At 60.5% G+C, this 13,017-nt stretch carries 9 protein-coding genes; all 9 read left to right on the forward strand.

Going from position 1 to position 13,017, the window contains the following annotated elements:
- Nucleotides 1-98 precede the first annotated feature (98 nt).
- The 9 genes from JGZ97_RS03295 (at nt 99) to JGZ97_RS03335 (ending at nt 12,580) form a co-directional block, all read left to right on the forward strand.
- Entirely contained in the window at nt 99-893 is a 795-nt protein-coding gene (locus tag JGZ97_RS03295; protein ID WP_207061167.1) for an enoyl-CoA hydratase/isomerase family protein, read from the forward strand.
- Nucleotide 894: 1 nt separating this feature from the next.
- On the forward strand, nt 895-3,045 hold the full coding sequence (locus JGZ97_RS03300; protein ID WP_207061168.1) for an acetate--CoA ligase family protein: 2,151 nt from the start codon (nt 895-897) through the stop codon (nt 3,043-3,045).
- 2 nt (nt 3,046-3,047) lie between these two features.
- Entirely contained in the window at nt 3,048-3,851 is an 804-nt protein-coding gene (locus JGZ97_RS03305) for an enoyl-CoA hydratase-related protein (RefSeq protein WP_207061169.1), read from the forward strand.
- Nucleotides 3,852-4,065: 214 nt separating this feature from the next.
- A complete protein-coding gene (locus tag JGZ97_RS03310) occupies nt 4,066-5,046 on the forward strand; it encodes a TAXI family TRAP transporter solute-binding subunit (protein WP_207061170.1) in 981 nt (326 codons plus the stop codon).
- 159 nt (nt 5,047-5,205) lie between these two features.
- Nucleotides 5,206-7,821: a TRAP transporter permease gene (locus JGZ97_RS03315; RefSeq protein ID WP_207061171.1), complete on the forward strand. Its 2,616-nt coding sequence runs from the start codon at nt 5,206-5,208 to the stop codon at nt 7,819-7,821.
- 64 nt (nt 7,822-7,885) lie between these two features.
- Nucleotides 7,886-8,317 carry a universal stress protein gene (locus JGZ97_RS03320; RefSeq protein WP_207061172.1) on the forward strand — a complete coding sequence of 144 codons (432 nt, stop codon included), beginning with the start codon at nt 7,886-7,888 and terminating at the stop codon, nt 8,315-8,317.
- 533 nt (nt 8,318-8,850) lie between these two features.
- Entirely contained in the window at nt 8,851-9,684 is an 834-nt protein-coding gene (locus tag JGZ97_RS03325; RefSeq protein ID WP_207061173.1) for a hypothetical protein, read from the forward strand.
- A 43-nt stretch (nt 9,685-9,727) separates the two neighbouring features.
- A complete protein-coding gene (locus tag JGZ97_RS03330) occupies nt 9,728-10,291 on the forward strand; it encodes a YceI family protein (RefSeq protein ID WP_207061174.1) in 564 nt (187 codons plus the stop codon).
- A gap of 120 nt (nt 10,292-10,411) precedes the next feature.
- Nucleotides 10,412-12,580: a sensor domain-containing diguanylate cyclase gene (locus JGZ97_RS03335; protein WP_207061175.1), complete on the forward strand. Its 2,169-nt coding sequence runs from the start codon at nt 10,412-10,414 to the stop codon at nt 12,578-12,580.
- Nucleotides 12,581-13,017: the final 437 nt, after the last annotated feature.

A 13,017-nucleotide genomic window follows, 5' to 3' on the forward strand; every position in this document is an offset into this window, starting at 1 on the left:
TACAGATGTGTTTTATATTGCCTGCCAGAAAATACAAATGAACTTTGGAGAGGTGTTGTGCGGTCACCGCTCCGGCTAATCACACACAGGACACAGCCATGAGCGCCTTAAGTTTCGATACCGTGATTTACAACAAGCATGCTGCGCATGCGGAGATCCGCTTTAACCGGCCGCACCGCCTGAACGCGGTGGTCGAGCAGTTTTACCGGGAGCTGATTGCCGCGCTCAGGCAGGCGGAGGCGGACCCCGAGGTGCGCGCGGTACTGCTCACGGGGGAAGGCCGGGCCTTCTGCGTGGGGGCTGACCTCAAGGAGCACGCCGCCGGTGAGCGTACTCCCTACCAGCGCCGCCAGTACCTGCAGCTCGGTAACGATGCCTGCGAGACCATCTTCCGCCTAAACAAGCCGGTGGTCGCTGCGGTCAACGGCTACGCGCTGGGCGCCGGGGCTGAAATGGCCTGCTCGTGCGATTTCGTGCTGATGGCTGAAGGCGCTCAGCTGGGCTTTCCCGAAGTGAGCATTGGTACCTTCGTCGGCGGCGGCGTGACCCGTTTTCTGCCTCGCCTGGTGGGGCTGCCCAAGGCCCGCGAACTCATGTTCCTGGGTGAGCGCATCAACGGTACCGAGGCTGCCCGTATCGGGCTGGTGACCCGGGCCGTGGCGGACGAGGCATTGCAGGAGGAGGCTCAAGCCTTTATCGCAAAGCTCTCCACCAAGGCGCCGATCTCCATGGCCCTGGCCAAGAAACTGCTCAACACGTCCGACGAGTCCACTATCGATGCCCAGCTGACCCGGGAGCTGGACGGCCTGTTCATGTGCACCACCACCGAGGACTGGAAAGAGGGCGTCGCCGCCTTCGCCGAAAAACGTTCACCTAACTTCAAGGGCTGCTGACATGACCGCTTCCCAGCAAAAGAGCGCACTGCACGGGTTTCTCGCTCCCAACAGCATCGCCATCGTCGGCGCCTCGGCCGACCCCACCAAACGCGGCTACAAGGCGATCGTCGGTCTGCAGGAGGGGGGATTTGCAGGTGAAATCTACCCGATCAACCCCAAGGCCAGCGAGATCCTGGGGCTCAAGGCGTACCCCTCGCTGAGTGACCTTCCCAAAGGCGCAGATCTTGCGTTGATGTGCACCCCGGCCAGCTCCATCCCCGGCCTGCTGCGCGAGTGCGGCAGGGTGGGCGTCAAGGGCGCGGTGATCCTCGCCAGCGGTTTCGGCGAGACCGGTGCGGCGGGGGCGAAGCTGGAGGCGGAGGTGCTGGCCGCTGCCCAGGAGGCGAACGTGCGCGTCGTTGGCCCCAATACGTCGGGCATGTTTAACCTGCATCAGAAGGTGGACCTGCTGGCCCTGCAGGGAGTCAAACCCGGCGATATCGGCATTATCTCCCAGTCCGGTAACATGCTGCTGGCACTGGCCCTGGAGGCCCAGGCCCACGGCAATATCGGCTTCAGCACTTACGTGGGCCCCGGCAACCAGACCGATATCGGCTTTGCCGATTACCTGCGGTACCTGGGGGAGGAGGCCAACACCCGGGTGGCCACCTTCTATGTCGAAGGCTTTAAAGACGGCCGCCAGTTCCTGGACACGGCCCGCGAGGTGGCGTTGACCAAGCCGGTGGTTGTCTATAAATCGGGCAGCACCGAGGCCGGGCAGAAGGCGGCTGCCTCTCATACCGGGTCGCTTGCTGGTAGTTATGCCATGACCGCCGACCTGCTGCGCCAGGCCGGGGTGAACGTGGTCGAGCAATCCGATGAAATTCTGCCGGTCGCGGAAGGGCTTGCGCTGATGCAGCAGGCCGCCGGCAAACGGGTGGTGATTCTCTCCGACGGCGGCGGACAGGCGACCATCGCCTCCGACCGCTTGAGCGAGGCGGGAATGGAACTGGCGGAGCTGAGCGATGCCACCCGTGCCGCCCTTGGTGAGATCCTCTTTGCACAGGCATCCCTGGTTAACCCCGTGGACGTGGCCGGTAGTACGGACGCCAACCCGGAACTTTTCATCCAGTGCCTGGAAATCCTGGCTGCTGATCCAAACGTCGACATGGTCTTTCTGGTGGGGATGTTCGGCGGCTATGCGCTGCGCTTTGCCAAGGAACTGACCGAGGCGGAGCTGCGTGCGGCCGACGGCATGGCCGACGTGGCCGGGCGGATGGGCAAGCCACTGGTGGTTTTCAGCCTCTACACACCGGCCAAACCCGAGCCGCTGCTGCGCATGCGCGCTGCCGGCCTGCCGGTCACCGACTCCATTGAACACGGGGTCCAGGTGCTCAAGGCGCTGGCCGAGCGGGGCGGCTACATCGCCCGTCGTCAGGGCGAAGAGCAGGCGAGGGCGATCAGTGTCGACGCAGACATGCAGGCCTGTTTTACCACCGCCCGCAAGGAAAAGCGGGACCTTTTCGAGTTTGAAGCCAAGCAATTGCTGCGCACCTACGGCGTTGATGTGCCCAAGGAGTTGATCCTGCGCTCGGCGGACGAGATCGACCAGGCGGCCGAGTTCGGTGATACCCCCCTGGCGATGAAAGTGGTTTCCAAGGATATTCTGCACAAGTCCGATGCCGGCGGCGTGAAACTGAATTTGGTGGGGGCTGATGCCCTCCGCGCAGCGCGCGAAGCCATACTGGCGTCCTGCAAGGTCTACAAGGCCGATGCCGAAATCGAAGGCGTACTGGTGACGCCGATGGCGCGCAAGGGCACGGAAGTGATCATCGGCACGAGCCGTGACCCGATCTTTGGACCGGTCCTGATGTTCGGCCTCGGGGGAATTTTCGTTGAAATCCTGAAGGATGTTGCTTTCCGTGCCGTGCCCTTGAGCCGGGACGATGCCCGCTCCATGGTCGAGCAGATCAAGGCGCGCAAGATTCTGGAGGGGGCGCGCGGAGAACCGCCCGTGGACAAGGAGGCGTTGGTGGCGTTGTTGCTGAACATATCGGCCATCGTCGAAGCCCACCCGGAGATCGCCGAACTGGATCTCAACCCGGTGATCGCCTACAACGACGGTTACGCGGTGGTCGATGCCCGCGTCATCGTTGACCAAGGAGAGTGAACATGCTGCAACAGCCGCACCTGAAAGATGCGTTGCTCAACCTGGAGGAGCGCGTCGCGACCCTGACCCTCAATCGCCACGATCTGCGAAACGCCCTCACCGGCTCCAACCTTATTGAGGATATCGTCGCCGTCGCCGAGTGGGTCAACCATTGCGACGAGGTGTCGGTGCTGGTGATTACCGGTGCCGGCTCCGCCTTCAGCGCCGGAGGCAACATTCATGACATGGCGGAGCGTGGGGGCGATTTTGCCGGCGATGTGGCCGAGTGCGCCGACCGGTACCGCCGCGGTATCCAGCGGATCCCCCTGGCGCTGCAGGGGGTGGAGGTCCCTATTATCGCGGCGGTCAACGGCCCGGCTATCGGCGCCGGGTTCGACTTGGCCAACATGGCGGACATACGGATTGCCTCAAGCAAGGCAAAGTTTGGCGAGACCTTCCTTAACCTGGGCATCATTCCCGGTGACGGCGGGGCCTGGCTGATGCAACGCCTGATCGGCTACCAGCGTGCCTTTGAACTGACCCTGACCGGGCGGGTGATCGATGCCGGCGAGGCGCAGGAGCTGGGGATCGTCATGGAGGTGACCGCCCCTGAGGCGTTGATGTCCAGAACGATGGCGCTGGCCGCGCGGATGGCGGCCCAGCCTCCCAAGGCCACACGCCTGACCAAGCGGCTGATGAAAATGGCGCAAAAAATGGAGCTCAAGGAGTTCCTGGACCTGTGCGCCTGCTTCCAGGGGATGTGCCACAACGAGCCCGAACACCTGGAGGCGGTCAACCGAATGATTGCCCAGATGGGGCAACGTTAACCGCTGGGTTGACTATATTGGCGCAGGAGGATGTGTAATCACGCGAAAGGATTCGTTGCGAATTCAAGGTCCAAGTGAAGCAGGAGGCAGTCGCGTCTCCTGCGGCCTTGCCTCTCGGTGATTGGCCTTTAGGGCTATCTTAATAGGGAAGCGCAGCAGGATACGCTGCAACTAACCCTCCCGGTTAACACAACAAGAACGAGGATCACCCCTGATGAAACTGAAGAAACTTTTTACAAGCTCCCTGGCCGCCGCCGGCCTGGCGATCGGGATTCAGAGCGGTGCGGCAGTTGCGGCTGAACAGTCGTTCGTCACCATCGGCACCGGCGGCCAGACCGGCGTCTACTACGTCGTCGGCCAGTCTATTTGCCGGCTGGTGAACCGGGGGTCGGACGAGCACGGGATCAAGTGCACGGCGCCTTCCACCGGCGGCTCCGTAGCCAACCTCAACGCCATCCGTGAAGGTGGTCAGAACATGGGGGTTGCCCAGTCCGACTGGCAATATCATGCCTACAACGGCACCAGCAAGTTTGAAGAGCAGGGCGCCAACAAGGAGCTGCGCGCGGTTTTCTCCGTGCATCCCGAGCCCTTCACTGTTGTCGCGCGGGCAGATTCCGGCATCAAAACCTTTGATGACCTCAAGGGCAAGCGGGTCAACGTGGGCAACCCCGGCTCCGGCCAACGCGGCACCCTGGAAGTCGTGATGGCTGCCAAGGGCTGGACCATGGACGACTTCAAACTGGCGTCCGAGCTCAAGGCCGCCGAGCAGTCCCAGGCGCTTTGTGACAACAAGGTGGATGCCATCGTGTACGCGGTCGGCCACCCCAACGGCTCCATCAAAGAGGCCACCACCTCCTGCGAGGCGGTGCTGGTCCCGGTGAGCGGTCCGGCCATCGATAAGCTGGTGGCTGAAAACGATTTCTACGCGAGCGCCACCATTCCCGGCGGCATGTACAACGGCAGCGATGCGGATACCGAGACCTTCGGTGTGGGGGCCACGTTCGTCTCCTCCACCAAGACCGATTCCGAGACCATCTACCAGGTGGTCAAAGCCGTATTTGACAACTTTGACCGCTTTAAGCGCCTGCACCCGGCCTTTGCCAATCTTGATCCTGCCAAGATGATCAAGGACAACCTCTCAGCCCCGCTGCATGAGGGCGCTGAACGTTATTACAAAGAACGCGGCTGGATGTAATCCTCCCACCCCGCGGCGGCTTCGGCCGCTCTCAGCGGCCGCGCCTCCTTGCTTGATGGAGGGCGGTCGCTTACTCGGTTCGGGCGAATCCGCTTCCGCCTTCGCGGCAATCGCTGTCTGCAGGGCTGCAGCGCCCGGGTTACAGGACCGGAGAGAGTTATGAACGACTTCAAGCCTACCCAAGACGGCAAGCTGGACGAGGCCGAGTTGCAGGACCTGGTGGCGTCCACCGACAGCGGCGCCCGGGTTCCCGAGGGAATACAGCGCCTCATCCTTTTGGGGGTCGCGCTCAGCTGGTCCCTGTTCCAGCTCTGGATAGCATCCCCGCTCCCTTTTTACGACTGGCCGCTGGTCGGCAGTTTCGGTGTGTTTAACGACACCGAGGCCCGCTCCATCCACCTGGCGTTCGCGGTCTTCCTGGCCTTTATGGCCTACCCGGCGTTCGGCGGCTCCCCCCGCGAGCGGGTTCCCTTCGCCGACATGACCATGGCGCTGCTGGGCGCCTTTGCCGCCGCGTATCTGTTTATCTTCTACGAGGACCTGTCCGGGCGCCCCGGGGCCCCGATCGTTCAGGATATGGTCGTGGCCTGTATCGGCGTTGTATTGCTGCTCGAAGCCACCCGCCGCGCCCTGGGCCCGCCCTTGGTGATCGTGGCGCTGGTGTTTCTGGTTTATACCTTTGCCGGCCCCTACATGCCGGACATCATCGCCCACAAGGGAGCCACCCTGAAGCAGGTGGTCAACCATCAATGGGTCACCACCGAAGGGGTGTTCGGCATCGCCCTCGGGGTCTCCACCAGTTTCGTGTTTTTGTTCGTGCTCTTCGGTGCGCTGCTGGACAAGGCTGGCGCCGGTAACTACTTCATCAAGGTTGCCTTCTCATTGCTGGGTCATATGCGCGGCGGCCCCGCCAAGGCGGCGGTGGTCTCCTCGGGGATGACCGGTCTGATCTCCGGGTCGTCCATCGCCAACGTGGTGACCACCGGAACCTTTACCATTCCGATGATGAAGCGGGTGGGTTTCAGCGCCGAAAAGTCCGGTGCGGTGGAGGTGGCCTCCTCGGTCAACGGGCAGATCATGCCACCGGTCATGGGGGCGGCGGCCTTCCTGATGGTCGAATATGTGGGGCTCTCCTACGTGGAGGTGATCAAGCACGCCTTCCTGCCGGCCCTGATCTCCTATATCGCGCTGGTCTATATCGTCCACCTGGAAGCGCTCAAGCAGGGAATGCAGGGGCTGCCCCGCCGCGGCGTGATCCGCCCCTGGCAGGTACGGCTGATGGGCGTGTTGCTGGGCTTTGCAGTCACCGCGGCGATCGCCTTCGCCGTCTATTACGGAATCGGCTGGATCAAACCGCTGCTGGGGGACTACGCCGCCCTGGTCATTGCGCTGCTGCTCGGCGTGCTCTATGTCTGGCTGGTCCGCTATGCCGCCCGTTTCCCCGACCTGGAGCTGGACGACCCAGATTCTGAGGTGGTGGAGTTGCCCGAGACCGGCCCGACGGTCAAATCCGGCTTGCACTTTATTCTTCCCGTGGTGGTACTGGTCTGGTGCCTGATGGTCGAGCGCCTCTCTCCGGGGCTTTCCGCGTTCTGGGCCGCCGTACTGATGATGTTCATCCTGGTGACCCAAAAGCCGCTGTTCGCCTTCTTTCGCAACCAGGGAGACCTGGGCGATCTGCTGCGCGAGGGGGTCGACGACCTGGCGGTCGGACTGATCCTGGGGGCGCGCAACATGATCGGTATCGGCATCGCCACTGCCACCGCCGGTATCATCGTCGGGGCCGTGTCGCAGACCGGGGTGGGGTCGGTGCTGGCGGACCTGGTGGAGATCCTCTCCATGGGAAGCCTGCTGCTGATGCTGATCCTCACTGCGATTCTCAGTCTGATCCTGGGGATGGGGCTGCCCACCACCGCCAACTACATCGTGGTTTCCTCCCTTCTGGCGCCGGTGATCGTCACCCTGGGTCAGGAGTCCGGGCTGATCGTACCCCTGATCGCCGTTCACCTGTTCGTGTTCTATTTCGGCATCATGGCTGACGTCACGCCCCCCGTAGGGCTGGCCTCGTTCGCGGCTGCGGCGGTGTCCGGGGGAGATCCGATCCGGACCGGTTTCGTGGCCTTTTTCTATAGCCTGCGTACGGCGATCCTGCCGTTTCTCTTCATCTTTAACACCGACCTGCTTTTGATCGATGTGGGCTGGGGGCAGGGGATCTTGGTCTTTGTCGTGTCTACCGCGGCCATTTTGCTGTTTACCGCCGCCAGCCAGGGGTTTTTCATCGCCCGCAGCCGGCTGTACGAGAGTGCGCTTCTGCTCCTGATCGCGTTCTCCCTGTTCCGTCCCGGATTCTGGATGGACATGCTGGTGTCACCCTACAAGACGATGGCGGCCGCGGAGCTGTCGGCCGAGGGGGCTGCACTGCCTGCCGGCTCTGAGCTGCGCCTCCATATTCACGGTGAAGACGCGGTTGGCAACCCCCGCAGTTTTGTCGCGTTATTGCCCTTGGGCGAGGGGGATACCCTGAGAGCACAGGTTGCAGACGCGGGCCTGGAGCTGCTGGATAGCGGCGATAAGGTGGTGGTGGATATGGTGGGATTTGACAGTCCGGCGGAGAAGGTCGGCCTGGCCTTCGACCAGGAGATTGAGAAAGTCGAGGTTCCCGTGGAGCAGCCGCCTAAGGAGCTTATGTTCGTGCCGGCGCTGCTGTTGCTGGTCCCGATCGTGCTGATGCAGCGCCGTCGCAAGCCGGCCCCGGAGACCGCCTCCGCCACCTGAGAGATTGAAACCACGCCCGGCGGGCGTGGTTGATACCGCCGGCCGCGCCGGCCAAGGATAAAACATGTTTAAGAAGATTCTTATCCCGGTCGACTTGGAAGAGCCGCAGTTTTCGGACCGTGCCATTGCGCTGGGGCTGCGTGAGGTGGACCGGGAGGGGGGCGATATCCACCTGATGACGGTGATTCCCGGTTTTTCATCCCCCCTGGTGGCGTCCTATTTCAAGCGCTCTGATGTCAAAAAGGCCCATGAGGCGGTGGATCAGCACCTGATTGATTTCGCCCATGAGAAGATCCCAGCCGACGTTCACCGGACCCTGTCCGTGCACCAGGGTAATCCGGCCGAGCGGATCATCAAGCAGGCAAAGCGATTGGGGGCTGACCTGATCATCATGACCGCCCATCATCGCGGCAAGGTGGATCACGTTCTGCTCGGCTCCAATTCACAGCGGGTCGTCGACCGCGCACCCTGTTCCGTACTGGTTCTGCGGTCCTAGGGATTTGCCTCTGCTGCAAGTGCCCGAAAGGGGAAGGGTTATATCTGCGTAATTTGCATTGTGTTTGTGTCTTAATATGATGATTTAAAAGCAGTTAGGCTGCGGCTGTTGTGACCGGGGGCAATTGCTAGAGTATCTGTCCGGCCTGCTAAAAACAGCGCAACGTAGCGAACGCTTACGATTTCGTCCATTCGCGGAGGCTGCAGCCCGCTGCAGCGAAGCCCGCAAACCTGCGGCCTGATAGACGCGCCCGGCAAGCCGATACCTGCACCAACGCGGGGGCTGGACCGGCATTTTGAAGCCGCGACCTGATATCCTCACGTGCCTCTTTGCAGGCAACCCAACCATGCCAACGGCCTGAGGCAAGCCCGTTTGGTTAAGGCGTTGTTGTGTTTGAATAAATTGTTTTTTTAATCTGGATCAAAGGTACGCCATCTTAACGTGGACATCGATACCGCTATCGGTCATCGTCCACTATCGGTCGGGAAGTGTCTCGTCAGTGGTTTTCAGCCTGTAGTCACTCGATTGGTGTTATGACGTTCGATTTAATGTGGTTCTCCCAGCTGCTTTACCACCCGGCTGTTCAGTCGGGCGTGTTGCCCTTGGCATTGGCCCTCACCGTGACGGCCATACCCGCGGGTAATATTGCTGTTCGCGCGGCCTTCGCTGTCCTGTTTGCCTTTTTGCTCTCAGCCGCGCTTACCCTTGGCGGGGGGCTATTGCCGCTAACGTCTACCTCGAAGCTCATTCTCGGTGCGGCTGCTGCCTTCGTTGTTTTTACGCAGCCCGCACTTTCAAAGCGGCGCCAGGGAATGTTCCTGGGGTTGTTTGCAATCGCACTGCCGCTCTGGATGTTGTGGCCGGTTATCCAGCGCCAGGGCGTCGAGGGGGCGATCCAATATGGCTGGATGCCCTTTTATTCGCTTTACCTTGCGTACAGCCTTGGCCCCATGCAGGCGCTCCCCCGTGGCAGACTGGCCAGCCTGCTGGCGCTCAGTATCGGGACGGGGCACTGCGCGCTCATCGGCGCATCGATCGTTTACGCTCAGCTGGCCCTTGGTTTGGGGGCAGGGCTTGCTGCGCTGGCGCTTTGGTATCTTGTTCAAGCCCGGGCGGGGCTGACTCAGCGACTTGCGGCCCCGGCAGCCATCACGCTTGGCACCCTCGGCGGTGGTGCGACGGTATTTGCCAACCTGCCCATAACTGCGCTCATGATCCTGGCCCTGGTTCCGCAAATGGTGCGTCTGCCGGTGCCTAAACAGTGGAGCGAACGGGCAGCGTTCGTGACGGTATCCCTTTACTGCCTGGTTCCGGTTGTCGGCGCGCTTACCGTTGTGTGGCGCACGGCGGGGAACGTCGGCTACTAATTCTCTGAAATAAAAACAGGAAACAACCTTACAGGAGTTAGACATGTTGAAAAAAACACTGCTCGCATGTGCGCTGATCGCGCCACTGTCAGCAAATGCGGACATCTACACCATCGACCCGGCGCACTCGTTTGTCCATTTTTCCATCGATCACATGGGCTTCTCCAAGCTGACAGGCCGTTTCAACGCCATGTCCGGCACGATGGACCTGGATTTTGACAAAGGCACAGGGACGGTGGATGTCCGGGTCGATCCCGCCTCGGTTGATACCGCCCATCAAAAACGCGACAACCACCTGCGCTCGGCGGACTTTTTCAACGTCGTGGAATTTCCCGACATCACCTTCAAATCAACCAGCGCAACGCTTTCCGACAACGGTGGAACGCTCAAGGGCGATCTCACCATCAAGGGCATTACCCAGCCTGTGACACTGGTGATTTCAAATCATGCCTGCGGTATTCAGCCGTTTAACAAAAAAACCATCTGTGGTTTCAACGCCACGACCAACATCAAACGTTCTGATTTCAACATTAACTGGGGCCTGCCCAACATCGTGGGCGACGAAGTGGCGTTATCGATTGAAGCCGAGGGCATAAAGGAGGAGTAAAGGCCTCCGGAGTAACCCAATGGGGCTCGGGCGCACCGCTCCCGAGCCCGCCGCTTCACACGGCAGCATCGTCAGGCACGGCCGGCGAGGGCGTCCAGGGACAACATGATGGGAAGGTAAATGCTGGACTTTTTTCACGGACAAATGGATTACCTGAGCTTTATCAAGGGGCTGCTGTTCTTGTTCTTCAGTGGCGGTTGCCTGCTCTACCATTCCAAGGACCGCCTTAATCCGTTTCTGTTTCCCCTGGTGTGGTTCGGTCTGTTTCAGGCGTTACTGGCCTGGAGTCATTACCTCGTCCATTTTTACGGGGCTGACGCCCGCGACGTACATCACTATTCCCACAGCATTGAGCTGCTCTCTTATCTCTGTCTGCTCGCCATCCTGCCGGGGTTTCTGCTCAGGGGGCGGCGTTTTGCCCTGGCCAGCACCTGGGTGCTGATGGTCGGGTTTGGTCTGTTACTATCTGTAGTCGGCCATTCAGAAATCTTTAACTTTTACCTTGAGCTGGTATTGGTGCTGGCCTCCACGCTGGCGGTAACCGCCATCTTCCGATATCGCAGCGACTCCCGGATCCGCACCCCAAGCTACATTGCTATCACCATTTTGCTGATCAGCACAGCGCTCTTTCAAAGCCTGATAGGGCCGCCGCTGGGGTCGTTGCTGTCCGCCGAAAAAGGCGCTCAGTTACTCGATATCGTTCACGCTGTGGTGGTTTGCATTGTGGCGCTGGTGGTGTGGCTGGATATCGTGTTCTACGTGGAGGAGGGCGATCCTGCGCTTCGCCCGGCCCGGGAAGTTGCCCGTGATCACAGGGTCAAATACGGTGTTTGGTTGGGCATCAGCCTCCTTCTGGTACTGTTTGCCGGCTGGTACGGGGTCCAGGTACTGGGCGAAAACGCCATCGACTCGGTCAAGGGGCGGACCCAGGCCGCCACGGAGATTCTCTCCAACCAGATTCGCGATGAAATTGCGCGCGCGGATCTGGCGGCAAATATTCTGGCTAAATCGATCAATGTGCCCGAGGTGTTCACCAGCCCGGAGCAGTCTCATTCCGAGGTCAAGCTGATCCTTGACCAGATGAGTTCGGTACTGGAATCCTCCGTCGCGTTTTTGATGCGAACCGACGGGCACGTACCACTGGCTTCAAGCAACGCCGAAGGGCTGGCAGGAAGCAACTTTGGCTTTTTACCTTACTTTCAGGAATCAGTGGCCTACGGTCTGGTCGGGCGAGACTTCGCCGTCGAGCCCAACCTCACCGACCGAGGCTACTATGTCAGCCACCCCGTGTTTACCGACAACCGCACTCTCGCTGGGGTGGCGGTCGTTAAAAAACTGTTGGCGCAGGGCAACCGGGAGTTCAAAACCTTTGAAAACTGGTTTCTGCTGGATCCCAACGGCGTGATTTTTATTTCCGGGCGTGAAGACCTGCTGCTTAAGAGTCTTTGGAATTTTCCCGAAGCGCGAAAGCAGGAACTGACCCGCATTGGCCACCTAGGGCCGGGGCCGTTCGAAGCCATCTTTCCGCAGCAGCTTAGCGATGGTGACGAAGTCACCTTCGAAGGGCGACCCTCGGTGGCCTCCATTATCGACATCAATGCCGCAGGCTGGAAAGCGGCTGTGATCGGTGATTTCTCCCACGAGGTGCAGAGCCAGCGGCTCAGTGGTATCGGCGTCACCCTGTTTGTGAGCCTGTTTATCCTGACGTACTTTATCGTCGCCCAACGCGAGGCGGTGTTCGAACAGCAGATGGCGGAAGACAAGATCATGCTGGAGTCGATGAACGACCAGTTGGAATTGCAGGCCGCCACCGACCGGCTGACCGGCGCGTTTAACCGACATAAGTTTGAGTCGATCTTGCAAGATGAGGTGAGTCGGGCCAATCGCTACGGCACCAGCTTCTCGTTAGCGCTCTTTGATATCGACCACTTCAAGTCGATCAATGACACCTTCGGCCACCAAGCGGGTGACGAAGTGCTCAAGGGGCTGGTCGGCCTGGTGCGCGAGCACGAGCGGGCGACGGATCAGCTGGTGCGCTGGGGCGGGGAGGAGTTCATTGTAATGATGCCGATGACCAATCTTGCCGGTGCTCGTGTGATGGCGGAACGTCTACGCAAGGCCATCGAAAAGCACGCTTTCCCACACGGCAAGCCGGTTACCGCCAGCTTCGGCATTGCCCAGTACGACGGTACGCCGGTTGATGGCTTCCTTAATCGTATCGACGAAGCGCTCTACCGAGCGAAAGATAACGGCCGCAACCAGGTGCAGGAGGCCGAGGCCGCGTCTTGATCCTATCGGCGCCAAAATGGGCGTCTCGTTAACGAGCACCCCCGAACAGGCGGCGCATCCTGCTTTTTATAATGCGGGATGGGCCCGCCGGTCGCGCACGTGTGTACCTAGCGACACCTCACAACTGGTTCTGTAATTGTGCGATGAAGCCCGGATGTTCAGCCGCTCTTGTTGACCGGATCCCGGATTGTCAAAGGGCAGGGCGTATCGGGTTTCACCAACCACCGCGAGGATGGCTCGGAAGGGCTATTCAGCGTTTATCGGTTGTGGGCTTCTGCTACTGCAATCGCTGTCATATTGAAGATCGAAGGCACACTGGGCTCTGGGTCATGATCTGAACCAGCTTCTTGGTGGCAGGCCGAAACGGGTCCCCCGAGACACCCTCACCACCATACTGGCCTGACCGCGCCGTACTATTCGGTGAACACCTTGTTACG

Source organism: Motiliproteus sp. SC1-56 (genome assembly GCF_017309075.1).
Lineage (GTDB): Bacteria > Pseudomonadota > Gammaproteobacteria > Pseudomonadales > Balneatricaceae > Motiliproteus.

Coding starts and splice junctions, on each gene's coding strand:
- JGZ97_RS03330 (WP_207061174.1), top strand. CDS start 9,728: ATGTTGAAAAAAACACTGCTCGCATGTGCGCTGATCGCGCCACTGTCA.
- JGZ97_RS03315 (WP_207061171.1), top strand. CDS start 5,206: ATGAACGACTTCAAGCCTACCCAAGACGGCAAGCTGGACGAGGCCGAG.
- JGZ97_RS03300 (WP_207061168.1), top strand. CDS start 895: ATGACCGCTTCCCAGCAAAAGAGCGCACTGCACGGGTTTCTCGCTCCC.
- JGZ97_RS03335 (WP_207061175.1), top strand. CDS start 10,412: ATGCTGGACTTTTTTCACGGACAAATGGATTACCTGAGCTTTATCAAG.
- JGZ97_RS03310 (WP_207061170.1), top strand. CDS start 4,066: ATGAAACTGAAGAAACTTTTTACAAGCTCCCTGGCCGCCGCCGGCCTG.
- JGZ97_RS03305 (WP_207061169.1), top strand. CDS start 3,048: ATGCTGCAACAGCCGCACCTGAAAGATGCGTTGCTCAACCTGGAGGAG.
- JGZ97_RS03325 (WP_207061173.1), top strand. CDS start 8,851: ATGACGTTCGATTTAATGTGGTTCTCCCAGCTGCTTTACCACCCGGCT.
- JGZ97_RS03320 (WP_207061172.1), top strand. CDS start 7,886: ATGTTTAAGAAGATTCTTATCCCGGTCGACTTGGAAGAGCCGCAGTTT.
- JGZ97_RS03295 (WP_207061167.1), top strand. CDS start 99: ATGAGCGCCTTAAGTTTCGATACCGTGATTTACAACAAGCATGCTGCG.